Origin of the sequence: Paenibacillus sp. FSL R7-0297 (assembly GCF_038009025.1) — a bacterium.
Taxonomy (GTDB): Bacteria; Bacillota; Bacilli; order Paenibacillales; family Paenibacillaceae; genus Paenibacillus_AQ.
In genome coordinates this window covers 4,483,340-4,510,325 of sequence record NZ_JBBPAQ010000001.1, presented here as the reverse complement: position 1 = coordinate 4,510,325, position 26,986 = coordinate 4,483,340, and the positions used below count along the sequence as shown (strand labels likewise).

Genomic DNA, 26,986 nt, shown 5'->3' with positions numbered 1-26,986 from the left:
GTCAATGAACGTGAATGCAGAAGAGAAAAAAAACAACCACACCAGTCCCGCAACAGCCTATCTGAACCGCGATTTGAGCTGGATTGAATTCAACCGCCGTGTCCTTGCAGAGGCACAGGATCCGGAGAACCCGCTTATGGAGCGGGCCAAATTCCTGGCGATTGTGTCCAGCAATCTGGATGAATTCATCAGTGTCCGGGTAGCGGGCATTCAGGATCAGATCCGGGCTGGTTATACCAAAAAGGATTTCACCGGCTACACCCCCTCCGGCCTGTACAAGCGTCTGATCAAACGGGTCACCAAAATCATCGCCGACCAATACCGTACATTCAAGGATATTTCCCGGAGTCTGCACAAGGAAGGGATCGTGTTCGTCGATTACAAGGACCTCACGCATGCCCAGGAGCAATCCATTGAGCAATATTACCGTGATATCATCTATCCAGTCTTAACGCCGATGGCCGTAGATCAGAGCCGTCCGTTTCCACTTGTGCACAGCCAGTTCATCTATCTGGCAGTAGTGCTGACACGCAAGAACAGCCAGGAAGAAGAACCTTATTTCGCAATCCTGCAGATTCCATCGAATCTGCCGCGCTGTATCCCGCTGCCCCACCGCTCCAACAGTAAGAAACGGCAGTTTGTCTTCATTGAAGATGTGATCCGCCAGCATATCCAGACTTTGTTCAGCGGGTATGATCCTGTGGCTGTCAGTGAATTCCGCCTGACCCGCAATTCCGATCTGACCATTGATGAGGAAGGCGCAGAGGATCTGCTGGAGGAGATTGAGAAGGAGCTGCGCAAACGCCGCCGCGGCGTCCCTGCCCGCCTTGAAGTACAGAAAGGGATTCACCCTTATGCCCTGGAGCAGCTGCAGGCCGAATTCGAGCTTGAAGATTTCGTGTTTGAAATTGAAGGTCCGCTGGATCTCAGTTTCCTGCGGGGGTTTGCCGGCAGCCTTAAGGGCTTCAGCTATCTGCATCATGCACCGATCGAGCCGCTCTATCCGGCGGAATTTGAGGAGAATGAGAATTTCTTCGAGGTGCTTAGCGAACGCGATGTGCTGGTCTATCATCCTTATGAATCCTTCGATGCCATGACGGACTTCATCATTCAGGCTTCTGAAGATGAGCAGGTTATGGCGATCAAAATGACTCTGTACCGGGTCAGCGGAAACTCCCCGCTGATCACAGCACTGGCGAACGCCGCAGAATCAGGTAAGCAGGTTACGGTAGTAGTGGAGCTGAAAGCCCGTTTTGACGAGGAACGCAACATTGCATGGGCGCGTAAGCTGGAGCGGTCCGGCTGCCACGTGGTCTATGGCCTTGTCGGTCTCAAAACCCATGCCAAGGTCACGCTGATAGTCCGCCAGGAAGGCCCTGAGCTGCGCCGTTATGTGCATGTAGGGACAGGTAACTATAATGACAGCACGGCCAAGGCGTATACAGACCTTAGCCTGTTCACCGCCAATCATGAGATTGGCCTGGATGCCTCGGAGCTGTTCAACCAGATGACTGGTTATTCTGCCAACTATAACTGGAACTCCTTCATTGTGGCACCGACTAATATGAGCCTGTCACTCCAGAAGCTGATCCTGCGCGAAGCAGAGCATGCTGCCGCAGGCAGACCTGCACGGATCATCGCCAAGATGAACTCCCTGTCCAATCAGGAGGTCATCGACAACCTGTACAGCGCAGCGCAGGCCGGTGTATCGATTGATTTGATTGTACGCGGTGTCTGCTGTCTGCGTCCGGGCATTGAAGGATTAAGCGAACGGATTACTGTCCGCAGCATTGTTGACCGTTTCCTGGAGCATTCACGCATCTATTATTTTGAGAACGGCGGCAAACCGGAGGTCTATCTGTCCAGTGCGGACTGGATGACCCGGAACCTGACGCGGCGGATCGAACTGATGTGTCCGGTGAAGGACAGCAGCATCCGCAATCAGATCGTCAAAATACTGGACCTGTCGCTGATGGATAATGTGAAATCCAGCTTCCTGCAGCCTAATGGGTATTACGAACGGGCGGACGACAAAAAGGCCCCGTTCCGGAGCCAGTTCGCTGCTATGAATGTTAACCGCTGGAAGGGAAGCCGAGCTTTACCTTCACCGACCAAGCATTCCTGAAGGCTTTGAGCGCATTCTCAATGTCCTCCAGCCCGATAAGAACTTGTCCGCCCTGCAGCTCCAGATCAAGCGTATTGTTATGCAGACGGGCGTTGACCCCGCTGACAATGCCAATCTCGGTGCTGTCCAGGGCAATGCTTAACTGCACCAGCGTACCCAGCTTATGAATCCACTCTTCGTCGGAAGCCAGCAAAATGTCCTTATGCATCTGGGACAATTTCTGCTTCCGGCTTTTGGTGCTGTAGGAAGCAATGTACGCACTTAGAATCAGCTGCCGGTGGGTCAGGCCGCGGATCGGGGAATTCATCAGCCAGTAGCGGGTATGCCGCTTGGACTGATAATAATTAATGTTGGAGCCGGTACGGTGCAGCATAATTGCCACGTAGATCAGCATCTCATGCTCCTCCTGGTCACCTTCCCTCTCAAAAGCCCCCAGCAGGCCGAGTGCCAGCTTATAGATATGATCCAGATGCCGCTTGGAGGTACGGATATCAAAGCGGATAATGGTATCCAGACTGTACTCCAGCGCGCTGTCACGGACCGGCTGCTCCGGCTTCAGCAGATCATGCAGCATGCCCTCACGCAAGCCTTCCCCGCTGATCACAGCACGGCTGGCCCCGATATAATGGTACACCGTATGGAAAATAACCAGACCGGACACGATGATATCTCCCCGGCTTTTCGACAAACCATCCAGGTCCTTGCGCTTCTCATATGGAGTCGCTGGCAGGGTCTCCATGAACTTCTCTATAGTCTCCCCTTCAAGCACATAGCCATGGGAGTTCGGCAGCGAGTAGTCCCGGTTCTTCTGGTCCAGCTTGCCGAGTGAACGCAGCGTTCCACCGAGTCCATATAACGGAAGCCCGTTGCCCGTAGTGAGCCAATCATGCTCTACCAGCCTGCCGGTAACATATAGCTGCAGCTTACGGACCTGATCAGCGTTCCAGTTGCCGCCCTGGCTGAACATCAGATTCGTATTGACCGCACCGAACGGGAAAGAGATGCTGTGCTGATAACGCCGTCCTCGGAACAAGGTGACCTCTGTACTTCCGCCTCCGATGTCAATGACGAACCCGTCCTGAATATCAAAGGCATTGATGACCCCAAGAAATCCGAAATAAGCCTCCTGATGCCCGCTGATTACTTCAATCCGGATGGATGACGCCTCAGACAGATAGCTTATAATCTCGGCGGAGTTGGCTGCGTTACGGATTGCGGCGGTAGCTCCTGCGCGGATGTTATCCACTTCGAAATCATCACAGATTTCCTTGAACTGGTGGAGGACAGGAATAATCGTATCCATATCCTTCTTCTCCAGTCTTCCTTCCCTGGTAATTTTCTCACTCAGGCGGGCAGAGTACTTGCATTCCTTAATAATTTTGTAGCCGCCTGCCTGCGTCGTATCATAAATTACAAGCCGTATGGAGTTGGAACCAATATCAATAATGCCTATCCGGCAAAGATCATCTCTCATCTGTATGTACTCCTTTTCAAGTAGATTGATCATTTGTATACTATATCACCCATTTCACGCTCCGCCAAAATATACTTCCCTCATAAAAACAGCCGCTGAAGGAATTTTCAGCGGCTGTTCCAGTAATTCTATAAAACTTTGCTCAAGAAATCACGGGTACGGGCGTGTTTGGGATTACCGAACACCTCTGCCGGGGTCCCCTGCTCTACAATAACCCCGCCATCCATGAACAGGATCCGGTCGCCGACTTCACGGGCAAAGCCCATTTCATGCGTCACAATGACCATCGTCATACCGTCTACAGCCAGCTGTTTCATAACCTCCAGCACTTCGCCGACCATCTCCGGGTCAAGCGCCGATGTAGGCTCATCGAACAGCATCACATGCGGCTGCATCGCCAGTGCTCTGGCAATAGCGATCCGCTGCTTCTGTCCTCCGGAGAGCTGGGCCGGATACGCATCCCGCTTGTCCTCAAGGCCGACGGTGCGGAGCAGCTCCGTGGCGATTTTTTCCGCTTCGGAAGCTTGCTGTTTTCGTACCTTCAATGGCGCGAGCATAATGTTCTGCAGCACCGACTTATGCGGGAACAGATTGAACTGCTGGAATACCATCCCCATTTTCTCACGGGTCACGTTGATATCATGCTTTTTGGCTGTGATTGATTGGCCTTCAAACGAAATCTCACCGCCGGTTGGCTGCTCCAGCAGGTTTAGACAACGCAGAAAGGTGCTTTTGCCTGAACCGCTGGGACCGATCACTACAACAACCTCACCCTTGTGAATATTCAGATCAATCCCCTTAAGGATCTCCAGCTTACCAAAGCTCTTCTGCAGGTTCTTAACCTCGATCATCCGTGTTCAGCCTCCGTTCCAAAATGCCCAGCAGCTTGGATAACGTGAAGGTCAGCACAAAATACATGGCGGCAATCACGATCAGCGGGCTAAGTCCTTCATAGGTGATCGAAGTAATGGCTCTTGCTTCAAACAGCAGATCAGCCACCCCAATCATCGATACAATGGAAGACTCTTTAATAATGGTAATAAATTCATTTCCGATTGCGGGCAGCACATTCTTCAGCGCCTGCGGCAGAATGATGTAACGCATGGTCATCCCCTGCTTCATCCCGAGCGAGCGTGCCGCTTCCATCTGACCGCGGTCCACCCCTTGAATTCCGGCACGGAAAATCTCCGCCAGGTAAGCTGAGCTGTTAATCGTTAGCGTTATCGCACCCGACTGGATCGGGGACAGCGAAATACCGAACTCCGGCAGGCCATAGTGGATTAGGAACAGCTGCACCAGCATCGGCGTACCGCGCAGAAACTCCACCCAGGCGGTGGCGATAAAGCGCAGAATTCTCCATTTGGACATCCGCAGCAGCGAAACCGCGATACCCAGCACGAAGCCGAAGAATACGCCCATCACAGCAAGCAGCAGTGTGTACTTCAGACCGGATAGGAAAAAATTGCGGTAATCATAGGCAAGTTCCAATACACTCATAGTCGGCAAATCCTCCTGTTCTCAAAAAAATAGAAAACAGCGGATCACCGCCATTTTCTGCAAAGTAGAGCATTGTCCCGCAGCAGTCTGCGGGTTGTACTTAATTCAGGCTAACCGTTGGACGGTTTCGCGTTCTATTTGCTCTCAGCAAGCTCGCTTGCTGCCGCTACATACTCATCAATCTTGCCTTCCGAGTTCAGGCGGGTCAATGTCTTATTCACTTGTTCCAGCAATTCTGTGTTGTCCTTCTTCACCCCGATTACATAACCGTCATCTTCCACTTCCGGTTTGGCATCGGTAATTACCAGTCCTTTAACATTCTTCACAAAGGACTTGGCAACTGGTCCCTCCATAATAGCAGCGTCTACGCGGTTCGATTGCAGCTGCAGTACGATTTCAGAAATTTTACCCAGGGATGTCAGCTGTGCGCCTTCAATGCCTTTGGCGATATCTTCCTGGATCGAACCGGTCTGAATCCCAAGCTTGGCACCCTTCAGCGAGTCCATTGTTGCATATTTATCTTTGTCTGCTTCACGCACCACCACAGCCTGTTCGGCTTTGTAGTAGATATCAGACAAGCCTACAGCCTCTGCACGCTCCGGTGTCGGACTGAGTCCGGAGATCACCATATCTATTCTGCCGCTCGACAATTCATTCAGCAGGGAGTCAAAGGGCAGATCCTTAATCTCAAGTGTCGCACCCATATCAGCGGCGATATCCTTGGCAATCTCAATATCGAAACCAACGATAGTATCCTTGCCGTCTACCATTTTGCGGAATTCATACGGTGGGAAATCCGCGCTGGTACCCAAAGTAAGCGTCTTAGCTTCAGTTCCCTTATTGGCGTCTCCGCTTGCTGCGGTATTATTCTCGTTGTTATTAGAGCCGCATCCGGCTAGTAGTCCCGCTGCCAGCAGCAGTCCCATTGAAAGCTTACCCCATTTGTTCATTTGTCTCTCTCCCCTATTCTCTTTATGTTCATTTCTCTAAGTAGTCTCATTGACCGATTTATTATAAATCACTCCGCATGAATATGCAAAGACAAATTTGTGACAAAACCTGTTAAATTCATGAATGAATTGCAGGCTGTTGGCCGGGTCTGCTATTCCCCCATTTTGCACATCCTATGAAAAGAGGTATATACTATTTACTATCTCCATTTGCCGCCGGAATAACCGGGCTGGTTCAGATGCCGCTGCAGGCGTTATTTAACGGATAAGGTGAATAGGCTCACAATACTTAAGCGTATGCTTTCGAAGCGAGTTTTGCGTAGCGTTATCGGAAAGCAGTTGCTTACAAAACTTTTAGGAGGTGAAGTCATGCTGCTGGAAGCGATGTACCATGTTCCCCGCGATAAGTGGGCTTATGCCTACGATGCCAAAACCATACATCTGCGGGTGCGTACCAAACGTGATGATGTTGACTACGTAGTTGCGCTCACTGGCGACAAGTACGATTGGCAGCATACCTCTTACGACATCATAATGGAAAAAGCTGCCTCCGATGATAAATTCGACTACTGGGAAGCGGCTGTCCGTCCAAAATATAAGCGCCTCAGCTATACTTTTCGCGTCAGCAAAGGTTCGGAGACTGTGTACCTGCTCGATAACGGCATCCGTTCCGATTGTCCACAGCCGCCAAATCACTTCTACGAGTTTCCTTATATACACGGAATTGATTTGTTCAAAGTGCCCACATGGGCTAAGGATGCGGTGTTCTATCAGATCATGACCGAGCGGTTCGCCAACGGCAATCCCTTGAACGATCCGGAAGGCACTGAACCCTGGGGCGGCAAACCGAAGCTCGATAATTTCTTTGGCGGTGACCTTCAGGGTGTGCTGGATCATCTGGATGATCTGCAGGAGCTGGGCATCAATGCTGTCTACTTCACACCGCTGTTCGTCTCCCCTTCCAACCATAAATACGACATCGTGGATTATAAAAAAGTCGACCCGCATTTCGGCGATAATGAGCTGCTGAAGAAGGTCGTAGAAGAATGCCACAAACGGGGTATCCGCGTCATGCTGGACGCCGTGTTCAACCACTGCAGTGACAAATTCCCACCATTCCAGGACGTTCTCGAAAAAGGCGAATTCTCCGTCTACCGCGACTGGTTCCATATGAATTCTTTTCCGGCTGAGATTGTTGACGGTATTCCCACTTACGACACGTTCGGCTTTTATGGCAATATGCCAAAGTTCAACACCGCCAATCATGAAGTGAAGTCCTACCTGCTTGAAGTTGCTGAGTATTGGATCAAGGAGATCAAGGTGGACGGCTGGCGGCTGGATGTGGCCAATGAGGTGGATCATCACTTCTGGCGCGATTTCCGCAAAGTAGTCAAAGCCGCGAACCCGGATGCCTATATTGTAGGCGAGGTGTGGAGTGACTCCTTAACCTGGCTGCTCGGAGACCAGTTTGATTCTGTGATGAACTATCCCTTCTCGGGGACGGTGCTGGAATTCTTCAACGGCGGGATGGACGGAATCACCTTCGGCCACCGGATCGGCGGGCTCCTCATGCGTTATCCCCAGCAGACGAACGAGGTTGTATTCAATCTGCTCGGCAGCCATGACACCCCCCGCCTGCTCACCGTACTGGGGGAAGATAAACGCAAATTGAAGCTGACCGTCGTCTTCCTGTTCACGTTCATGGGCACTCCCTGTATCTATTACGGGGACGAAATCGGCCTGACCGGGGGTGAAGATCCGGACTGCCGCAAATGTATGGAATGGGATGAAACGAAGCAGGACCTTGAACTGTATGACTTCTACAGGATGATGATTGCGCTGCGTAAGGAACATAAAGCACTCCGTGAAGGCCGCTTCCGGATTCTCCAGGCCTGTGAGAATGACCCGTGCATCGTCTATGAGCGGGCAGATGAGCGGATCCATTTCACCGTCTGGATGAACAATTCACTGCAGCCCCGCACGCTCAGCCACCCGATGGAGACCGATGACTGGCTGGATGCACTGACGGGAGAAGCTGTGGTTCCGGAGGGCGGAATGATGAATGTTGCGCTTGATCCGTATGGGTACCGGATTCTGTACCGGAATTTAAGCTGAGGTAACTAACAGATAACTGTAAACAAAAGAAGGTGGTGTCCCAGAAGCCTGGAAGTGGCTGCTTGGAACATCACCTTTTTTGGCTCGGAGAGTTGGAAAATCCCACACGGATGATAGATATTCTGTAGTACACTTATAGCAATAAAAGGGGGGAATACGATGATTAAACGAGAACAGATTATTGAAAACTATTTTCAGTCATGGATTGATAAAAATATTACCGTATTAAGCAAAATCTTCGATCCAAATATCGTCTATACAGAATGTTACGGACCTGAATATCACGGATTAGACACTATAGAAAAATGGTTTGACGACTGGAATACACGAGGTACAGTTTTGGTCTGGACGATAAAACAATTTATTCACCAAGACAGCATGACTGCCGTAGAATGGTACTTCGAATGTGAGTATGAGTCAGAAACCGGAGCATTTGACGGGGTCTCATTAATTGAATTCAATACGGAGAACCTGATTGTGAATGTAAAGGAGTTCCAATCAAAAACACCACATTATTATCCGTATACATAGTACAAGAAGGCATTCCTCCCATCACCATGATCGGGGAATGCCTTTTCTATACAATAGTTCTTCTACTCCGTAACTTTATCCGAAATCTTATTATATATATCAATATACTGCTGCGCGGATACATTCCAGCTGTAATCGCCGGTGAAGGCATTCTTCGCTACTTTTTTCCAGTGTTCCGGCTTGTGGTAGAACGATACGGCGCGGCGGAGCGTATGCATCATATCATGGGCGTTATAGTCCTTGAAGGTGAAGCCATTGCCCTCTCCGGTCTCCTCGTTGTACGCATGAACGGTATCGTTAAGTCCACCGGTCTCACGCACTACAGGAATACTGCCATAACGCAAAGCCAGCAGCTGGCTGATGCCACAAGGCTCGAATTTGGACGGCATCAGGAACAGGTCGCTGGCCGCATATATTTTGCGGGACAAGGCATCACTGAATGTAATCTGCGACGACAGCTTGGTCGGATAACGCCACTGTGCCTCACGGAACCAGCGTTCGTAGATCTCATCACCGGTGCCCAGCAGGACAAACTGAATGTCGTCATAGTAGAGCAGTTCATCGAGAACCCGGGTCAGCAGATCCAGCCCTTTGGAATCCACGAGACGTGTAACCATAGCTACCATTGGAATATAAGGAGCTACAGGCAAGCCCAGTTCCTGCTGGAGTCCCAGCTTATTCTCAGCCTTTTTGACCAGGTTAGAACGGTAACGGGTGAAAATAGACGGATCGCTGGATGGATTGTAGCTCTTGGTATCAATCCCGTTGACAATTCCGCTTAGGGCATCTGAACGTGAGGTCAGCAGTCCGTCCAGGCCATATCCATAATAAGGTGTTCGGATTTCATCGGCATAGGTCGGACTGACCGTGGTGACATGATCACTGTAGACAATTCCGCCCTTCATATAGTTCACGTTCCCGTAATACTCTACCCCAGGGAAATAGCTGTTGTCGAGACCCAGCAGCTCACCCAGTACGGAATAAGGGAACACGCCTTGATACAGGAGATTATGTATGGTGAACACCGTACGCATCTCACTGTAGAACGGATTATGGCGGTAGTGCGCCTGCAGCAGCAGCGGAATTACGGCCGCATGCCAGTCATGGCAATGCAGCACATCAGGCTGGAAGTTAATCGCCGGCAGGCATTCAAGCACAGCGCGGTTATAGAAAGCGAAACGTTCGCCGTCATCCATATACCCATAGATGCCGTCACGACCGAAGTAATACTCATTATCGATAAAGTATACAGGAACTCCCTCAAAGACAATCCGTTCAATCCCGCAATATTGATTGCGCCAGCCGATCGGCACCTCAAGGACAGCGACATGCTCCATCTGGGAGGAATACTTCTCAGCGATCCCCTTGTATTTGGGCAGAATTACCCGAACATCCACTCCGGCCGCCTTAAGCGCCTTCGGCAGGGCGCCAATTACGTCGGCTAACCCGCCTGTTTTGATAAATGGATGGGCTTCAGCTGCAGCAAATAGAACTTTCATCCAGATTTCCCCCTTATAGATAAGAATAGTTTATTTAATCGTTTTGCGTCCGGATTTCTTGAGCACCAGGAATCCAAGCGGCGGAAGGTTCAGCTCCAGGCTGTTCAGCTGGTTATGCCATTCCTTCTTCTCACTCTTAACAGGTTCATTATGAATACCAGAACCGCCGTATTCGCGGGTCTCCGAGCTGAATATCTCTTCATAGGTCCCCGGACGCGGCACACCGATCCGGTAATTACGCCGTTCCACCGGCTGGAAATTGATAATGATCAGCAAAGTATCCACAGGCCTCTTCCCTCTGCGGATGTAGGAGGCAACACTCTGGCCGCTGTCATCGGCGTCAATCCATTGATAGCCCTCCATGTCATGGTCGAGCTCCCACAGCGCTTTTTCCGTGAGATAGAGCTTATTTAGGGCAGCGGTGTAAGCGAGCATCCGGCGATGGGCCTCATAATCCAGCAGAAGCCAGTCGAGCTGATCCTGATCCTTCCATTCGATGAATTGACCAAACTCACCGCCCATAAACAGCAGCTTTTTGCCCGGATGACTAATCTGGTAACCGAGCAATGCCCGCAGACCGGCAAACTTCTGCTCATAGGAGCCGGGCATTTTGTTCAGCAGCGACTTCTTACCGTGCACCACTTCGTCATGGGACAGAGGCAGTGTATAGTTCTCGGCATAGGCATAGACGATCGGGAAGGTCAACAAATTATGATGGTAGGGCCGCGCCCCGAAATCATGTTCTATGTACCCAAGAGTGTCATTCATCCAGCCCATGTTCCATTTGTAATTAAAGCCGAGCCCCCCTTCATGAACAGGTGAGGTTACGCCAGGCCAGGCACTGGATTCTTCGGCCATCATCAGAGCCTTCGGATAATACCGGAAAATCGCCGTATTCAACTGCTGGATGAACGCGATCGCTTCCAGATTCTCAAGGCCCCCGTGCATGTTCTTTCTGTACTGATGGTGCTGCTTCTCGAAATCAAGCCGCAGCATACTGGTTACGGCATCCACACGCATGCCGTCAATATGATACATCTCAAACCAAAAAAGAGCATTAGAGATCAGGAACGATATGATCTCCGGTTTGCTGAAATCAAAGGATAGCGTGCCCCAGCCCGGCTTCTCGGCCAGCATCGGATCGGCGTATTCATATAGCGGCGAACCGTCAAACATTCTCAGGCCGTGGGCATCCTTGGCAAAATGGGCCGGAACCCAGTCGAGGATAACCCCAATGCCGGCTTGATGCAGCTGATCAATCAGGTACATCAGATCCTGCGGTTCGCCGAAGCGGCTGGTGGCCGCAAAATAACCGGTCCCCTGATACCCCCAGGACAAATCATACGGGTGCTCAGCAAGCGGCATAAACTCCACATGAGTGTAACTCATCTCCGTCAGATACGGAATCAGCAGGCTGCTCATCTCTCTATAAGTATAGAGTTCCCCATTGTCCTTCTGGCGCCAGGTCCCGAAGTGCATTTCATAAATGTTCATAGGCGCATTGTACGGAGCTTTGCTCTTCCGGCGCCATGCGGCGTCGCCCCATTGGTAACCATCCAGATTCGCCACAACGGAAGCGGTGGCCGGACGTACTTCAGCTTTGAATGCGTAAGGATCAGCCTTGAGGAAGCTTGTTCCATCTGCACCATGAATCCTGTATTTGTAAAAAGTTCCCGGCTCTATACCCGGAAAAAAACGACTCCAAAATCCTGAATCGGGTATCTTATATAACGAGTCGGAGTCCAATGTTCCATCCCAGCCATTACGATCACCAGCCAGTCCTACATATGCCGCATGAGGAGCCCACACGGTAAAGCGAACGCCGGCTTGCCCTTCTTCCACGGCAATGTGCGCGCCAAGCATCGTATAGCTGCGATAATTCGTGCCCTCATGGAACAGATAAATATCTTCAGTTGACGGGAGGTTTACTGTTTTTGGTATTTCGGCCAAATCATCACCACCTTAATATATAGGATGCACCTATTACATTACCCCAATATGTGCCGTTTGAAAATGAATTTTGCAGGCGGATTCAATGATTTCTGAATAAAGAAAATTAATAATGTAATTTTTCTTGAAGCACAGCAATATAATTCACCTATGTCGTTTCAAGCGCTTGCCGGCAGGTTATATTACAAGCATTGACAAAAAAATGGGAGGGATAACAAATGAGTAAAAAAGATTGTATCGCCATGCTCCTGGCTGGCGGGGAAGGCCGCAGATTAGCCCCCTTGACCTCCAGTATGGCTAAGCCTGCAGTCCCTTTCGGAGGACAGTATAGAATCATTGATTTTCCACTCAGCAATTGTGTGAATTCCAAGATCGACACTATCGGGGTACTAACACAATATGAAGCCGATTCCTTGCATCAGCATATTGGTGAAGGTGAACCTTGGGGACTGCACAGCCGCAGCGATACAGGCGTGAAGCTGCTTCCTTCAGGGATTGAAGGCAGAGACAGCTACTCGGGTACAGCCGATGCCATTTATAAGAACATAGAATACATTGACAGCCAGAATCCGGAGAATGTACTTATCCTGTCTGCAGATCATATCTATCATATGGATTACCGTAAAATGCTGGATTACCATGTAGGCAAAGCAGCCAAAGCCACCATTTCGGTCATGGAAGTGCCTTGGGATGAAGCCAGCCGGTTCGGTGTGATGAATGTTAATGACGATCTCCAGATCTCTGAATTTGCCGAAAAGCCAAAGGTTCCGAAGAGCAACCTCGCTTCCATGGGTATTTATATGTTTGAATGGGAATATCTGAAGGGTTATTTGCTGCGGGATGCTGCTAATTCGGAATCCGGCCATGACTTCGGCAAGGATGTCATTCCGTCCATGCTGGATGCCAATGACCCATTGTTCGCATACCGCTTTGACGGGTATTGGAGAGATGTAGGTACGGTTGACAGCCTCTGGGAGGCGCATATGGATCTTCTGCAGTCCGAGAATGGCTTCAAGCTCGACAACTCCCGCTGGCCGATGTACAGCCGGGCTTACCGTACGAAGCTGGCTGCCTATAAACCACGGGTTCAGGCACCGCCAGCAGATTGCCTGATGCACGAATCCTGCACGATGGAAGGCAGTCTTCAGCGTTCCGTTATCTTCGGCGGTGTAGAGATCGGCAAGCTAAGTAAGATCAAGCAGAGTGTAATTATGCCGGGCGTCCGCATCGGCCGCGGTGTTCTGATTGAGAATGCGATTATCGGTGAGGGTGCAGTCATCAAAGACGGCGCTGTGATTAAAGGCAGCGCGGACAATATTGTAGTTGTCGGCCCGCATGAGATCGTAGCAGCCAAACCAATCATCCGTACCCAGCCTTCCCGTCTCCTTCAGGAAGTCTATGAGAAGACCGGCCGTCTGCGCGCGGAAGGGATGCCTTCATAATCTTTAATCAGCCTTTACGGCTGCTACATAAAAGGGATACAGCTATGGTCTATCCGACCTTATGCTGTATCCCTTTTGTAGGTTCTTCCTATTCATTTGCCGGAGAGGCGGCTTGTCCTCCACTCCCTGTCCAATATGCCCATCTCGATGCAATCGGCATAGCGCCCGCCGAATATTGCGGCCTCACGTGAGATCCCCTCCCGTGTAAAACCGGCTGTCTCGTAGGTTTTCTGAGCCGCCGTATTGAAATCGAATACTCCAAGGGATATCCGGTGGAGCCGCAGCCCGTCGAAGCCGATACGCAGGACTTCACGAACCATCTGCAGTCCGATTCCCTGCCCTTGGCTCCCGGGGTCGACGACGACCCTGCTTATTCTGGCCGAACCGTTTTCACGGTCGATTGCGGATAAGCTTATATGTCCAACCGTTTGACCGGTAGCTCTTAGCACCGCACAATAGACCAGCAGACCAGATTCTGCCGGATGATTGGCTCCGTCCAGATATCGCTCTAGCTGCCGGTCATCCAGAGGGTAGGACAACGCTGGACCTGCCCACTTCTTCAAATACTCCGGGGAAACACTCCATTCCCTCATTAAAGCGTAATCAGCTTCCCCCATATACCGGAGAATTACGCTGCCCGGATCGCCGGTCTCCGCTTCATACTCATACAGGTTAACCAACCGGCCTGCGCTGACATCCCGGGTACCCATATAGTGAAATCCCAGGCTCTGATAGTAACGGTTCAGCTTAATATTATGGGCTACTGTATCCAGCCTTAGACCGGCACATCCCCGTTCCTCCGCTCTTCGTAACGCAAAACGGATCATCTGGCCGCCAAGCCCCATGCCGCGGTGGGATTTGGCTACAGCGAGCCGGTGCAGATAGGCGTAGGATTCGTCATTGCGGTCTCCCCAGTACTGGATATCGCTGAACTGCAGGGTGAACATCCCGGCAAGAGCTGCTCCCTCCATGGCCAGATAAACCTCTCTGCTGCTCAAATAATCCTCTACATCGCGGATGCTGAACTGCCCCGGTGTCCACTGGTTGATTCCTTTACTCTCCATCCAGCCTGCCGCTTCACGGAGGAGCTTCAGAATATCCGCTGAATGTTCACGTCCGCCGCGGATCATCTCGAGCCTTTGTTCTGAAGAAGATTTCCCTGGTTCCTGTGTATTCATGCCTTCTCCTCCTGCACATCAACAAGCGGCAAAATAACGGTAACCTGAGTACCCTTGCCGAGCTCGCTGTCCATTTCCAGCTTGCCGTTATGAAGCTCTACAATCTGCTGGGAGATCGCAAGGCCAAGGCCGGTCCCGCCGTTAAGCGCATCGACCTGGAAGAACCGGTCCCGCACTCTGGACAGATGCGCTTCGCTGATGCCGATCCCGCTATCCCTTACGATTACGGCCATCTCCGTATTCGACAGGCGTTCAGCGGACAGGACGATACTGGAATCCTCAGGCGAGAACTTCACAGCATTGTCGACCAGATTGAGGAACACCTGCTTCAGCCGGTTCGCATCGCCTCTTATGAAGATAGTCTCTTCGCATTCCAGCAGCAGGTGAATCCGCTTCTTCTCGGCCTTGGCCCAGATATTCAGCAGCGTCTCCTGCAGTAGCACCTTGATATCCACCTGGGCAATCGACAGCTTCATTTCGTTCTGCTGCAGCTTGGAGAAGTCCAGAATCTCTTCCACCAGCCCGATCAGCCGGTCGCTCTCCTTGGAGATGATACCCATGCCCAGTTTGGTTTCCTCGGGGTCGTAGCCGCCTGAGATGAGCGTTTCACTCCAGCCCTTGATGCTGGTCAGCGGTGTCCGCAGCTCATGGGAGATCGAAGAAATGAAATCATCCTTAATCTGATTACTGCGGACAATCTCCTCTGCCATATAATTGAGCGTTGAAGCCAGTTCAGCGATTTCGTACCGGTAATCCCCCTTGATGCGGGTGGTGAACTTCCCTTTGGCCATCTGCGCTGACACAGCCGTGATATTGTTGAGCGGCCGTACAATGGAATTCGCGAGACCGAAGCTGAACAAGACCACGATCGACATAACCGCCGCCCCGATGCCAATAGAGAGCAGTGTCAGATTAAGCAGATCCTTGTTGACCCCCTCCATGGAAGTCAGGTAACGCAAGATGTAAGTTTCATGCGAGTTGATCTGCACCATCTTGGAGACGGCCATTACACTTTCATTCGTCCCGGCCTGCCGCCCCACCCAGCGCCCGACACTACCGCCCACAGCCTCGGGAACATCACTGGTGGTGATGGTCCGGTCCGGCTGAAATCCGGTGGAACTGGTAATGATATCTCCATTCAATGTCAGAACTTCTAGTTCGGTATACTCCAAGTTGAAGAAGTCGAGCAGGTTCAGGAGTTGATTCGGCGATCGTTCCGCTGAGAATTCATATTTTACGAAAGTCTCCCCCGCACTGATATGAGTGGTGATTTTGCTGTAGATGCTGTCGTAATAATACGTCCGGATCGCCAGCAGAAAAATAGTCTCCACGAGGAGAAGCGCCACAAAGACTACAAGAATATAGTGCAGTACGATCTGTCTGCGCATCCCCTTCTTAATCATTGTACCTGGCCTTTCCATTTATAGCCGTGCCCCCACACCGTCTGCAGGAATTCAGGCTCTGACGGATTATTTTCGATTTTCTGGCGCAAGCGGCGTATATTCACGTCAACAATTTTGGGATCACCCATGTACTCCTTACCCCATACGTGATCAAGCAGGGAGTCGCGGCTGAGCGGCGTATTCTCCTTCTCAAGGAAGAATTGCACCAGCGAAAATTCAGTAGGCGTAAGCTCAATCGCTTCACCGCTCTTCTTGAACTGCTTCGAAATCAGATCCAGTGTAAACGGGCCCGAGTGAAAAGAGACTTTGGCCGACTGCTCACGGTGAACATTGACCCGGCGCAGCAGGGACTGGATACGGGCAATCAGTTCGGTTGGACTAAACGGCTTGCTGACATGATCATCTGCACCCACAGACAGTGCGTATACCTTATCCTGCTCCTGAACTTTGGCTGTCAGAAAAATAATGCCGAGCCGCTCGTTAGTTTCTCTAATGCGTCTGCAGACCTCAAAGCCGTCGATGCCGGGCACCATGACATCCAGCAGGGCAATATCAATATCCGGAACCGTTGTCAGCTTATGCAGGGCCTCATTGCCGTCAGCGGCTTCGAGCACTTCAAACCCGTTGCGTTTAAGATTGATTACAATAAAACTGCGGATGGATTCTTCATCCTCCAGAATCAGTACTTTACTCATCGATTCCCTTCCTCTCTATAGAAGATTTGACTCTTCCGTTCTCTCCCCCGATGGTGTTTTGCTCCAGCTCCCCCCGGTAGCCGATCATTTTGTCCAGATCACGCCCCAGAAGCTTCCAGCCGGAGTTCTTTACCCTATCCCATTCTGCCGGTGAGAAGAACGATACCTCAGCGACAGTCTCCCCGGTGTCGAGCATAATGAATTTAAGCGATTTGTCCTGAACGGACTTGGTATCCACTGTGACATTCTTATGCCATTCCGGAGAAAAATTAATGGTAAACCGGTCCGAAGGATCATTATACAACTGAGTACTAAAGGTCAAGCCGTCTTTTCCGTCCCATTTGTAATAAGAATTGAAATAGGGTATAGTCTCAGGGTCGAAATACTCCCATCCCGAGGGAGGCTCCAGCATTCCGATCTCAATAATTCCATCCAGGTCAATATCCTCACTGACAATCTTCCGGTCCTTGAAGGTCCGTACATCCCCCGGAATGGCTACGCGCAGCTTGTTATTCTCCATAACAACAATTGTTGTATAGGCAGAGCGAGAATCCACAGCAGAGTCCAGAACTATACCTTCTTTGTTCTCCGCCACTTTTCCTGAGACAATATTGTAATAATTATCGAAATAGGGGTCCAGATTATCCAGTTCGTCAAGCACCTTGAAGCTGTCGTTATATTGGTAGGTAGTTATTGTGGCGAATTCATTGCGCTTGAAATACACGACTGTAATGTCGGCAACCCCGTCCTCGTTCAAATCATCCAGTATATATTTGGTGTAAGGCTTTGTCAGAATTTCTTCCAGCTCTCCGCCGGAATAACTGTAGACCACCATGCCCTTTTCTTCCCCGCGCGAATAGCCGGTAACAATATCAAGCTTCCCGTCACCCGTCACATCTCTAAGATCAACCGAATCCAGCATGGTTCCGTCCCCGTCAAAAACAAGCTTCTTGACCCAGGTGTCCTCATGCTTCTCCAGAATCATCCCGTGGATCACTACAGCTTCATTCTTCGTCTGGTAGAAGACAAGCGTCTCCATAATCCCATCCTTGTCCAGATCCTCGGTGAAAATAGAACTGTCATCATCATTGGCCGGACGGATCAGCGTTGCATCGAGCGGCTTCAGCGAGGAATTAATCGCTGTCATCAGCGAAGCTTTGTCAGCGGACAGCTGCGGCACCTTCATCTGGGAAACAGGATCGCTGATGAAGGTACAGCCGGACATTACAAACAGGGACAAAGAGGCTGCTGTAAGCCTTCCGAGTAACCGTTTATTCAACTTCATCACTCTCTCCTTATTGCACGCCTTGCCGCTTCACAGATGCAGCCGCTCCTGTGAGGTCAGCCGGCGCCCCTTCACATCATGTTTGATTCTTCCGTCTTCCAGTACCCATAACCGGCTGGCGAAACGCTCCGCCAGTTCAATCGGCAGTACGGTAATCACGGTTAGTCCAGTTTCCTTGCACAGCTTACGGAGCGTTTCAAGCACATTCTCCGCAGTCTTGGGGTCCAGACCAGTAACAGGTTCATCGGCAAGTATAACCTTAGCACCGTGAACCAATGCGCGGGCGATGGCCACACGCTGACGTTCACCGCCGCTGAGGTGGCTCGTCTTCATCTTTGCTTTGTCCAGCAGACCCAGCAGATCAAGCTGGTCCATCGCCCCCATATAATCATCAGAGCGGACCATTCCTGTAGCCATCCGCCACAGAGGTGTCTGTGAGGCTTGTCCGATCAGCACGTTCTTCAGTGCCGTACGATTCGGATTCAGCTCCGCATTCTGCTCCAGATAGGCCCATTCGCGGCGGATTTTGCGTTTGCCGGCAAAAGGGCTCTTCATGATGTCCTTGCCGTCTACCCGGAAATTCCCTCTATCCCATTTCTCGCGCAGCGCCAGGCATTTCAGAAGTGTCGATTTCCCGCTTCCGCTGGCTCCCAGAATAACCACAAATTCACCCGGTTCTAATTGAAATCCGATATCCTGCAGAACCGGTGCTTTATCTTCCCCGACCGCTTTGGCCAAATGTTCAACTGTAATCATAGTTCAGCCTCTCCTGTCTTCAACTCTACTCTATAGTGTACTCTGAAAGCGGGATCAAATTCCATGCGAGCATTCGTTCTTATCTTACCTCAAATGTTCTTCCGTGGCGAGAATAATAAGCCTGTCAGTCCGAACAGAATATATAAACCACCCATTACTGCAAATACACTGCCACCCCAGCCGAATTGCAGGAGCAACCCGCCTACACCAGGCCCGGCAATACTTCCGAGGCTATAATGGAAGGAAGACACAACATTCGCCGCCGGAAGCAGATGGCGCGGCAGGATATCTGCGGCATAGCTTAGGCCAAGCGAGAAGAAGGAGCCCACCAGGCCTCCGGCAATCATCAGGAGCAGCAGATTCAGCAGAAAATGCTCTCCGGCCAGAGGAAGCAGGGTGAAGGCAAGGCCTCCGCCAACTCCTGAAGCAATTAGGATGGCTCTGCGGCCATAGCGGTCGCTCCATATGCCAAGCGGCAACTGCAGCAGCAGGCCGCCAATGCCGGCAAACGGCAATAGCGTCGCAATCTGATCCGTACTGAAGCCGATCCGCAGTCCGTATACAGGAAAGTTACTGTTCAGGCTCGCTTCCATATATCCGTACAGCAGTGCCGGGATCAGAGCGTACCAGGCCAGCCTGTAGCTTCGTCCGAACCGTCTGGCCTGCCCTTCACTATGATCTATCGGGTGCGGATGTGAATCCGGCAGTTTGACCGCAACGAGAAGCAGTACAAGGACAAACAGTCCGGCGGTAATCAGAAACGGCGCGGACGGGCCGAAGCGCAGCAGGATGATGCCCAGCGGTCCCAGGCTGAAGCCCAGACCGTAGGACATTCCATACAGGGACAGATTGCGTCCGCGGTGCTCAGCGGGTGACATCAGCAGCACCCATAGCTGAGCGGCGTAGTTAATGGCTGAATCGCCTATGCCTACCAGCAGACGGAGTACGAACCACACCTTGACCCCGGGAAGCAGCGGGAACAGGAGCAGAGTCACCAGCACGAGACTGAGGCCTGCGGCAATGAGCTTCTTGAAGCCGATTGCGCCAAGTACCCGCTCTGCAATCAGGGTCATTGCGAAAGACCCTACGTATAGAGCTGCGGCATTTAATCCGTTCAGTGAGGAGGATACACCCTTTTGCTCCAGCAGAATGGATAATACAGGCAGCAGCATCCCCTGACTTAGTCCTGCCAATATAATTACGGTAATCAGAATCATATAATTCATTTTGCTGCTGTGCTCAAGCGATATAGATTTGGAATCTGACACGAATAAATCCTCCTATGTAATTCAGCGGTGATCAAAACTGCCGTCAGAGCGGCAAACACCGAACATTATAGTGGACAACCCTCTTCAAAACAAGAGATAATATATAGAAGTGACGGATTTTCTGGAGGTGACCCGGCTTAATGAAATATGAACTCGAAATTGATGTTTCACCCGTATATGAACTGCTGGACAGTTTTATGCTATATGTGACGAAGAAATGGATTTCCAATCTGGAGATCGGCACCGATTGGGTTCGGGATGTGGACGGCCGGTTCCCGCCTATGCAGCTGGCTGCGCTGAAGCAGGCTGCCGAATGGCCTTTTGACGACTATGATGTGCTCTATGCCTGGGCTTACAGCCGGGGGGAAGCTTCCAAAGTACTGCAGTTCCTGGATGAGCTTGAAGCCTCTACCGTTGAAGATTGCCTGGTGCGGACCGCCCCCTTCTTCCACAACTTCACTCTTGAAGAATGTGCCCGGATCAAGAACGGCTATACTCCGCTGCTGCGGATGTGGTATGAGCATTATTTCCGTCATGTGGAACACACGATCCTGCCGCTCCTGATTGAAGACGCATCCGAGAAAAAAATGCTTGAGAGCAAAATGGACATGGTACCGCTGATCGAATATGCCTCGGGCGGCGTTGTTATTGAAGATATTCCTGAGCTGAAGACCATTGTCCTGCTTCCTACGGTACATAACCGGCCGATCAATACTTATTGCTTCTATAAGAACCTGATGCTTGTACAATATCCGGTCGATGTACCCTCCGAGAATGAAGAGGAGCCGCCTACCGTGCTGCTTAGGTTAACCCAGGCCCTCTCCGACCCGACCCGGCTTAGACTGCTCCGCTTTGTGGCGGGTGAGCCCAAGACCCTTTGGGAAATGCAATCCGAGCTGAACCAGTCGCGGGAGATGCTGATGCATCATCTGCTCAGTCTGCGGGTCGCCGGACTGCTGCGCGTACATCTGCGCGGTGAAGGCACTGAACGCTACAGCATACGGCCGGATGGCGCAGCTGAACTTCAGATGTTTCTGGAGTCCTATATTCGTATATAATAATTGTACATTTACAGCAGAGGCATAGTTACTTACACCTTACACAACCAAGCGGATGCTTCCGGAGCAGATTTTGTTCGAAGCGCACATCATAGAAGGATTCCTCACAAAACATTTAGGAGTGAGCAGTATGAAATATTTGACCCAACAAGTAATCTTCGATCTGGACGACACCCTGGTGCACTGCAACAAATATTTCGACCTCATTCTAGGCCGGTATTTCGAGCTTATGTCGGACTGGTTCAGTGATTACGGACCGACCATGAGCGAGTTCCGTACCAAGCAGGTAGAAATCGACGTAGAAACAGTCAGCACCAGCGGACTGGCCAGCGATAATTTCCCGAAATCCCTGATTGCCACATACCGTTATTTCGCCGCCAAATTTAACCGCAAAACCGATCCGTTCGAGGAGCAGCAGCTGATGAAGCTCGGCCTGAGCGTATATGATCAGGAGGTTGAAGCCTACCCGGGTATGGTGGAAACCCTCGATACCTTGAAGCAGGATGGTCATTCCCTATACCTCTACACTGGCGGAGATGATACCATTCAGCAGCGCAAAATCGCCCAAATGAAGCTGGATGCCTACTTCGATGACCGGATCTACATTCGCCAGCACAAGAATGTGGAGGCGCTTGAGAATATCCTGACTACTTACAATTTCGACCGCAACATAACCTGGATGATCGGCAACTCCCTGCGGACGGACGTGCTTCCCGCGCTGACTGCCGGCATCAACAGCATCTATCTGAAGCAGCAGAATGAGTGGCTCTACAACCTGATTGAGCTTCAGCGTGAAATGCAGCAGTCGGTCATGACCATTTCAGCAATTCATGAGGTACCGCCGGTGATCCGTTCAGCTGCCCTGCGCAAGCATCACGGCTAACTCCTGTTACAAATGACATATGCAGCCTGCTGTGGGTATGATTATACTATTTTAGTAGATTTTCATCCCGCGCAGGAGGTAGGCAATGAACAAACCTATGAAATCTAAGAAATCTAAGAATCCCAAGAATTCCACGGGTAACAAACGTCTGCTCCCCATGTTGCTTGCAATCATTGTCGTTCTTCTGGTGGTTGTCCTGTTCTTCATCACTACAGGCAGCAAGTCATCCGGTTCAGCCGAACTCGAGGGCCTGCCCAATTACACAGATGTGAAGGGAACAATCGTTGTTGACGGGCTGAAATATGAGAAACAGCCTCATCTGGGCAAGGAAGATGCTAAGGTGAAGGTCATTGAGTTTGCCGATTTCAAATGTCCAGCCTGCAAAAAATGGACCGCCACCTATCTGGATACGTTCATCAAGGATTACGTAGATACCGGAAAAGTACAGTTCTACTTCATGAACTTTGCCTTTATTGACCGGGACTCTTATTTTGCCGCCAGTGCAGGTGAAGCCATATACAAGCAGAGCAACGAGAAGTTCTGGGAATATGTCCACAAGCTCTATGCCAATCAGGGGGATGAGAGCAAGATCTGGGCTACGCAGAAGTTCATCCTGAAATTCGTTAAGGATAACATCGAAGGCATCGATTACGGACAGTTCGAGCAGGACGTCAAGAACCATACGTATATGTTCGATGTAAAAGAAGACTTCAAGATCGCCGGCGCTTACGGTGTAAACGGCACGCCTAAGTTCATGGTGAACGGCGTTCTGCTGCCGGACTCCTCTTATGAAGGCTTAAGCGCTGCAATTGACAGCGCACTGCAAGAAGCTAAGTAACTTCACAACCTGTAAAAGCATATAAAAAAGCGCCCCGGCCGGGAAATGAACTGTGACCCGATTTGAGGACGGTTTAAAAGAAATACCCTAGAGCTAGCTCGCAAGGAGATGACTTCTGAATTCGTCAGGAGTCATCTTCTTTAATGTCCATTGGTATCGCTCGGAGTTATAGTAGGCAATATATTCCGAAACACGAGCCCTGACTTCTGTGAGATTCTGACAATCTCGAACGCTCATTTCATCTTTCATATGCCCAAAGAACGACTCCATCGATGCATTGTCCCAACAGTTCCCTTTACGGGACATAGACTGTTGAAAACCTGCCTGCTCAATTTGGAGACGAGTTTTAGGATGTGTGTAGTGCATGCCCTGATCGGAGTGGAAAATGGCTTCTGGATGAAGATTTCCATCAAGCCGTTCCAGCAGACGCCGAATGGTTTTTTCAACGAGTGGTAACTCTAGTGTCCCTGCTACACAGTCAGCAAGAATTTGCCGGGTTGCTCCATCTTTTATGCACGAAAGATAAGCCCACTGTCCGTTTCCGTACCGCAGATAGGTGATATCGGTTAGAAAGACTTTCTCCGGCTCTTTCTGGTCAAATTGGCGTTTCAGTAAGTTTGCGCAGGTCTGATGCTCCTGCGTTGCCTTTGCCATCTTACGGTACGGATTAGCTTGCCGTAAGGCTGCGACAAGGTTAAATTTACGCATTAATCGGCGAATCTTCTTGTGATTCATGGTGACACCGCTGAGATGCTCCAAACGCATCTTAATCACCAAAGCGCCAGCTCTTCCTTGTAATGCGTTGAAGTGTTGCTTAATAAGAACAAGGTCGCGCTCGTCGTCGGCTGCACGAAGTTGACGCCTTTGCTCGGCGCCCAGCCATCTGTAATAGCCACTGGTGCTCACAGCGGCGACTCCACATAGATAACGAGTCATACGGCTTAATCCATGGGCTCTCAGGGTGTGATAAATGATTTCGTAGCGCTCCGAAGGTGTTAAGGTTTTCCTTGGTTCCGTTCGAGCGCTTCGAGCTTTTTTAGAAAGTCGACCTCAGCTTCTAGTAATTTAATCTTCGCCTTTGCGCGCTTCAGTTCTTCGTCAGCAGACAAGGCACATGCAGGCTTTCGTCCAGCGCTGCCTTTGCCACGCCGTTCTTCCAGTAGTCCCAGTTCACCATATTTAGCAAAGCTATCTCTCCAGCGTTTCAAACTATGCTTTGGTTTTTTAGAACCGATGAGATTTAGGTCAAAGCCCGCCTTAAGAAATATTTCTGACGGGGGTGTCCCCTCGTTGTAGGCCTTCACTGCCGCCAACTTAAACTCAGCAGTATACGAAATATTCGTTTCGGATACTCGCTGAACATTTGGATTCTTCTCTAATCTTCTGATGATATCTTCCGTAAATAGGGTTCGATTTAAATTTCCCACAGTCTTATCCCGCTCCTTTTCCAATATTCTGATTAAAACACAAAAGACCCACAAGAAGGTCACTTTTTTCAAAGTGTCTTTCTTGTGGGTCACAGTTCACACTTTTTTCAAAGTGTCTTTCTTGTGGGTCACAGTTCAAAAAACTGGCCGGGGCGCTTTTTTCATTTATGAATTATTCCACAGCCAGCTGTCCTGTATCCATGTTCGTCAGCACCAGCTTGCCTTCCAGCGGAGAGCCGTCTTCTGCAGCCAGCTTCAGCTTGCCGGTCTTGCCCTTCTCAATCAATGCTTTCACCTGGGCGTCGGTGAGCGTGCGGCCGTGATTTTCTTTCCAGATCACGAATTTGCAGCCTTCCTTGTAATGGGAACAGCCGTAGCCCTTGCGGCCCATGAAGATCATCCCGCCGCAGCCGGGACGCGGGCAACTGCCAATTACCTTCGGCCCGGTGTCCTCCGCTTTCGCGGCAGCCGGCTCGCTGCGTTTCCTTGCCGCAGTCGGTTTGTCGGCGGCTTTGCGGTCCGCAGCTTTGCGCGGCGTTGCTCCCGCACTGCGTCCTTTGGCTCCGGCATTCAGCGAAGGGGTTTCGCCTTCGAAGGAGGTTTTGGCTGCACGGGACTGCACCCGGACCTTGTCCACGATCATAGAGGCGAAACGTTTGACGTTCTCCATGAACTGGCCGTCCGCGGCTGTGCCGCGGGCGATTTCGTTCAGGCGGCGCTCCCACTGCCCGGTCATTTCCGGGGAGGTCAGCAGCTCAACACCCGCACCGCGGATCAGCTCAATCGCTGTCCGTCCCTTTTGGGTGATGGCGATTTTTTTACCCTGCATCTCCACGTAGCCGACATTCTTCAGCCGCTCAATGGTTGCTGCCCGTGTCGCCGGAGTGCCGAGCCCCGAATCCTTCATGGCATCGCGGAGCTCCTCATCCTCTATCTGCTTGCCTGCGCTTTCCATCGCCTTCAGCAAAGTCCCTTCCGTATAGTGCTTCGGCGGCTGGGTATCCTTCTCCTTAACGATGGCGTCACTGCAGACCACCTCATCCGTTGTTGAGATCGAGAACGGCTCGTTCACCTCAACCTCCTCGTCCTCCTCATCCTCCTTGCCTTTGCCCTTGGCCGGTTTGGACTTGTCCTTCTTCTGGTCTCCGTAAATCACCTTCCAGCCCAGGCTGAGCAGCTCCTTGACGGTGGTTTTGAACTTCTCATTCTCCACTTCGGTGATTACAGTATGCACCTTGTATTCAGCAGCCGGATAGAACTGGGAGAGGAGCCGGCGGACGATCAGGTCGTACAGCTTGGCCTCATCCGCACTCAGTCCGTTCGCCTTGCGGTTCGTCGGCAGAATGGCATGGTGATCCTCAACCTTGGACGGGTTACAGATAAACTTGTTGCCTTTATGGACCAGGTTGCGGTTGGCACCCTTCACCCATTCATCGTACTGCGTACCTTGCAGCGCCGACAGCGTCTTGTGCATCTCCGGGATGTTCTGCTCCGTCACGTAGTTGGAGTTGGTACGCGGATAGGATATCACTTTGTGCTTTTCATAGAGCGCCTGGGCAATATCCAGCGTTTTTTTGGCTGAAAATGCATATTTCCCGTTCGCCTCACGCTGCAGCAGCGTCAAATCATACAGCTTGTTCGGATATTCCTTGGTTTCCTTAACCTCATAGGATTCAATTCTGGCCGGTTTGCCCTTAACCTTGGCTGCAAGAGCCTCTGCCTTGGCGCCGTCAGTGAGCCGGTCCCCCTGCCACATTCCCTTATAGTTCAGTTCATTCTGGCTGAAATGCCCCTCCACCTCAAAAAACTTCAGCGAGGAGAATGCCTCAATCGTCTTCTGCCGGTCATAGATCAGCGCAAGCACGGGGGTCTGCACCCGCCCTACAGACAGCAGCACATTATGCTTCGTCGTAAACGCCCGCGAGCCGTTCATCCCGATCAGCCAGTCCGCCTCGCTGCGTGCCCTGGCCGCCTTGGTCAGATTCTCATATTCCGAGCCGTCCTTCAGCTCCTGGAACCCTTTGCGGATCGTTTCCGGTGTCAGGTCCGATATCCACAGCCGCTTGACCGGCTGGCTCAGCTCCAGATGGCGCTGGATTAGCGAGAAAATATGCTGCCCTTCGCGCCCGGCATCGCAGGAATTGACCAGCAGGTCGCTGCGCTTCGCCAGCTCGCCAATCACCTTCAGCTGATCCAGCGTGCGCGCATTCGGCACCAGCTTGAACTGCTCCGGAATAATCGGCAGATCATTAATGTTCCATTTTTTATATTTGTTGTCGTATGCTTCAGGCTCCGCCAGGCCAATCAGATGCCCGATCGCCCAGGTGATAATATACTGCTCCCCTTCCAGATAGGAACGGTAATTTTTGGCCTTCGGTTCTATTGCGGCGGCGATATTCCGCCCCATGTCCGGTTTTTCCGCAATAATGAGTGTCTTCAAAAATAATCGCTCCTTACCCATGGTTCTTCCAAAATACGTCCAGTAGTCTATTATACCATTACTTCACCACTTTTTAACGTATTGACTTGAAGACTGAGTTCAGACCCGCGGTATTTGCGGTTATACCTCACAGGTTGAGTCCCAGTTCAATGAATATTTTCACATCCCAATA

21 protein-coding genes are annotated in these 26,986 nt (G+C 51.0%); 7 read left to right on the top strand and 14 right to left on the bottom strand.

Annotation, left to right across the window (positions count from 1 at the left end; genetic code table 11):
* The first annotated feature begins 4 nt into the window (after positions 1–4).
* On the top strand, positions 5–2,125 hold the full coding sequence (ppk1, locus tag MKZ24_RS19860) for a polyphosphate kinase 1 (protein WP_042236825.1): 2,121 nt from the start codon (positions 5–7) through the stop codon (positions 2,123–2,125).
* Here ppk1 and MKZ24_RS19855 read toward each other — a convergent pair.
* The 4 genes from MKZ24_RS19855 to MKZ24_RS19840 form a co-directional block, all read right to left on the bottom strand.
* Positions 2,073–3,599 (bottom strand): Ppx/GppA phosphatase family protein, encoded by a 1,527-nt coding sequence (locus MKZ24_RS19855; protein ID WP_340785732.1) that lies wholly within the window; start codon positions 3,597–3,599, stop codon positions 2,073–2,075. The genes ppk1 and MKZ24_RS19855 overlap by 53 nt on opposite strands.
* Before the next feature lie 128 nt (positions 3,600–3,727).
* Positions 3,728–4,450 (bottom strand): amino acid ABC transporter ATP-binding protein, encoded by a 723-nt coding sequence (locus tag MKZ24_RS19850; protein WP_039299084.1) that lies wholly within the window; start codon positions 4,448–4,450, stop codon positions 3,728–3,730.
* Positions 4,437–5,096, bottom strand: coding sequence for an amino acid ABC transporter permease (locus tag MKZ24_RS19845; protein WP_042236829.1), 660 nt, complete (start codon positions 5,094–5,096; stop codon positions 4,437–4,439). Before MKZ24_RS19845 ends, MKZ24_RS19850 begins: the two co-directional genes overlap by 14 nt.
* Positions 5,097–5,230: 134 nt before the next feature.
* Complete coding sequence (locus tag MKZ24_RS19840) at positions 5,231–6,046, bottom strand: transporter substrate-binding domain-containing protein (protein WP_042236830.1); 816 nt, start codon at positions 6,044–6,046, stop codon at positions 5,231–5,233.
* A 369-nt stretch (positions 6,047–6,415) separates the two neighbouring features.
* Between MKZ24_RS19840 and MKZ24_RS19835 the strand changes: the two genes are divergently transcribed.
* On the top strand, positions 6,416–8,161 hold the full coding sequence (locus MKZ24_RS19835; protein WP_042236833.1) for an alpha-glycosidase: 1,746 nt from the start codon (positions 6,416–6,418) through the stop codon (positions 8,159–8,161).
* Between the two features lie 159 nt (positions 8,162–8,320).
* A complete protein-coding gene (locus MKZ24_RS19830; protein WP_340785725.1) occupies positions 8,321–8,692 on the top strand; it encodes a nuclear transport factor 2 family protein in 372 nt (123 codons plus the stop codon).
* A gap of 62 nt (positions 8,693–8,754) precedes the next feature.
* Here the strand turns inward: MKZ24_RS19830 and glgA are convergent, their stop codons facing one another.
* Both glgA and glgB read right to left on the bottom strand, forming a co-directional pair.
* On the bottom strand, positions 8,755–10,191 hold the full coding sequence (glgA, locus tag MKZ24_RS19825) for a glycogen synthase GlgA (RefSeq protein WP_340785723.1): 1,437 nt from the start codon (positions 10,189–10,191) through the stop codon (positions 8,755–8,757).
* Between the two features lie 30 nt (positions 10,192–10,221).
* Positions 10,222–12,141, bottom strand: a complete 1,920-nt coding sequence (gene glgB / locus MKZ24_RS19820; RefSeq protein ID WP_042236836.1) for a 1,4-alpha-glucan branching protein GlgB — start codon at positions 12,139–12,141, stop codon at positions 10,222–10,224.
* Positions 12,142–12,359: 218 nt separating this feature from the next.
* Here glgB and MKZ24_RS19815 point away from each other — a divergent pair, with 218 nt between their 5' ends.
* Positions 12,360–13,583 carry a glucose-1-phosphate adenylyltransferase gene (locus MKZ24_RS19815; RefSeq protein ID WP_340785718.1) on the top strand — a complete coding sequence of 408 codons (1,224 nt, stop codon included), beginning with the start codon at positions 12,360–12,362 and terminating at the stop codon, positions 13,581–13,583.
* 92 nt (positions 13,584–13,675) lie between these two features.
* Here the strand turns inward: MKZ24_RS19815 and MKZ24_RS19810 are convergent, their stop codons facing one another.
* From MKZ24_RS19810 to MKZ24_RS19785, 6 genes are all read right to left on the bottom strand, one after another.
* Positions 13,676–14,761, bottom strand: coding sequence for a GNAT family N-acetyltransferase (locus tag MKZ24_RS19810; RefSeq protein WP_340785716.1), 1,086 nt, complete (start codon positions 14,759–14,761; stop codon positions 13,676–13,678).
* Complete coding sequence (locus MKZ24_RS19805) at positions 14,758–16,164, bottom strand: sensor histidine kinase (RefSeq protein WP_042236839.1); 1,407 nt, start codon at positions 16,162–16,164, stop codon at positions 14,758–14,760. Before MKZ24_RS19805 ends, MKZ24_RS19810 begins: the two co-directional genes overlap by 4 nt.
* Complete coding sequence (locus tag MKZ24_RS19800) at positions 16,161–16,859, bottom strand: response regulator transcription factor (RefSeq protein WP_039299112.1); 699 nt, start codon at positions 16,857–16,859, stop codon at positions 16,161–16,163. Before MKZ24_RS19800 ends, MKZ24_RS19805 begins: the two co-directional genes overlap by 4 nt.
* A complete protein-coding gene (locus MKZ24_RS19795; RefSeq protein ID WP_340785714.1) occupies positions 16,852–18,138 on the bottom strand; it encodes a hypothetical protein in 1,287 nt (428 codons plus the stop codon). The genes MKZ24_RS19800 and MKZ24_RS19795 overlap by 8 nt, the downstream gene beginning before the upstream one ends.
* A gap of 36 nt (positions 18,139–18,174) precedes the next feature.
* Positions 18,175–18,900, bottom strand: coding sequence for a phosphonate ABC transporter ATP-binding protein (locus MKZ24_RS19790; protein ID WP_042137817.1), 726 nt, complete (start codon positions 18,898–18,900; stop codon positions 18,175–18,177).
* Between the two features lie 89 nt (positions 18,901–18,989).
* The gene (locus tag MKZ24_RS19785) at positions 18,990–20,126 is read right to left on the bottom strand and encodes an MFS transporter (RefSeq protein WP_042242679.1); all 1,137 of its coding nucleotides are present in this window, start codon (positions 20,124–20,126) and stop codon (positions 18,990–18,992) included.
* A 182-nt stretch (positions 20,127–20,308) separates the two neighbouring features.
* Here MKZ24_RS19785 and MKZ24_RS19780 point away from each other — a divergent pair, with 182 nt between their 5' ends.
* The 3 genes from MKZ24_RS19780 (at position 20,309) to MKZ24_RS19770 (ending at position 22,947) form a co-directional block, all read left to right on the top strand.
* The gene (locus MKZ24_RS19780; protein WP_039299120.1) at positions 20,309–21,226 is read left to right on the top strand and encodes an ArsR/SmtB family transcription factor; all 918 of its coding nucleotides are present in this window, start codon (positions 20,309–20,311) and stop codon (positions 21,224–21,226) included.
* A gap of 130 nt (positions 21,227–21,356) precedes the next feature.
* On the top strand, positions 21,357–22,109 hold the full coding sequence (locus MKZ24_RS19775) for an HAD family hydrolase (RefSeq protein ID WP_042236843.1): 753 nt from the start codon (positions 21,357–21,359) through the stop codon (positions 22,107–22,109).
* An 85-nt stretch (positions 22,110–22,194) separates the two neighbouring features.
* A complete protein-coding gene (locus MKZ24_RS19770) occupies positions 22,195–22,947 on the top strand; it encodes a DsbA family protein (protein ID WP_340785709.1) in 753 nt (250 codons plus the stop codon).
* A 93-nt stretch (positions 22,948–23,040) separates the two neighbouring features.
* On the opposite strand, the gene MKZ24_RS19765 is transcribed toward MKZ24_RS19770, so the two are convergent.
* A protein-coding gene (locus MKZ24_RS19765; RefSeq protein WP_156123488.1) for an IS3 family transposase occupies positions 23,041–24,374 on the bottom strand; the annotation gives its coding sequence in 2 pieces (ribosomal slippage) (positions 23,041–23,993 and positions 23,993–24,374; 1,335 coding nt in all).
* Between the two features lie 172 nt (positions 24,375–24,546).
* Positions 24,547–26,814: a type IA DNA topoisomerase gene (locus tag MKZ24_RS19760; protein WP_340785706.1), complete on the bottom strand. Its 2,268-nt coding sequence runs from the start codon at positions 26,812–26,814 to the stop codon at positions 24,547–24,549.
* Positions 26,815–26,986 lie beyond the last annotated feature (172 nt).

Excerpts from the sequence above, each read along its gene's own strand:
- MKZ24_RS19815 (WP_340785718.1), top strand. The coding sequence starts at position 12,360 with ATGAGTAAAAAAGATTGTATCGCCATGCTCCTGGCTGGCGGGGAAGGC.
- ppk1 (WP_042236825.1), top strand. The coding sequence starts at position 5 with ATGAACGTGAATGCAGAAGAGAAAAAAAACAACCACACCAGTCCCGCA.
- MKZ24_RS19835 (WP_042236833.1), top strand. The coding sequence starts at position 6,416 with ATGCTGCTGGAAGCGATGTACCATGTTCCCCGCGATAAGTGGGCTTAT.
- MKZ24_RS19830 (WP_340785725.1), top strand. The coding sequence starts at position 8,321 with ATGATTAAACGAGAACAGATTATTGAAAACTATTTTCAGTCATGGATT.
- MKZ24_RS19770 (WP_340785709.1), top strand. The coding sequence starts at position 22,195 with ATGAACAAACCTATGAAATCTAAGAAATCTAAGAATCCCAAGAATTCC.
- MKZ24_RS19785 (WP_042242679.1), bottom strand. The coding sequence starts at position 20,126 with ATGAATTATATGATTCTGATTACCGTAATTATATTGGCAGGACTAAGT.
- MKZ24_RS19800 (WP_039299112.1), bottom strand. The coding sequence starts at position 16,859 with ATGAGTAAAGTACTGATTCTGGAGGATGAAGAATCCATCCGCAGTTTT.
- MKZ24_RS19810 (WP_340785716.1), bottom strand. The coding sequence starts at position 14,761 with ATGAATACACAGGAACCAGGGAAATCTTCTTCAGAACAAAGGCTCGAG.
- MKZ24_RS19850 (WP_039299084.1), bottom strand. The coding sequence starts at position 4,450 with ATGATCGAGGTTAAGAACCTGCAGAAGAGCTTTGGTAAGCTGGAGATC.
- MKZ24_RS19780 (WP_039299120.1), top strand. The coding sequence starts at position 20,309 with ATGAAATATGAACTCGAAATTGATGTTTCACCCGTATATGAACTGCTG.
- glgA (WP_340785723.1), bottom strand. The coding sequence starts at position 10,191 with ATGAAAGTTCTATTTGCTGCAGCTGAAGCCCATCCATTTATCAAAACA.
- MKZ24_RS19775 (WP_042236843.1), top strand. The coding sequence starts at position 21,357 with ATGAAATATTTGACCCAACAAGTAATCTTCGATCTGGACGACACCCTG.
- MKZ24_RS19790 (WP_042137817.1), bottom strand. The coding sequence starts at position 18,900 with ATGATTACAGTTGAACATTTGGCCAAAGCGGTCGGGGAAGATAAAGCA.
- MKZ24_RS19805 (WP_042236839.1), bottom strand. The coding sequence starts at position 16,164 with ATGATTAAGAAGGGGATGCGCAGACAGATCGTACTGCACTATATTCTT.
- MKZ24_RS19840 (WP_042236830.1), bottom strand. The coding sequence starts at position 6,046 with ATGAACAAATGGGGTAAGCTTTCAATGGGACTGCTGCTGGCAGCGGGA.
- MKZ24_RS19845 (WP_042236829.1), bottom strand. The coding sequence starts at position 5,096 with ATGAGTGTATTGGAACTTGCCTATGATTACCGCAATTTTTTCCTATCC.
- MKZ24_RS19855 (WP_340785732.1), bottom strand. The coding sequence starts at position 3,599 with ATGAGAGATGATCTTTGCCGGATAGGCATTATTGATATTGGTTCCAAC.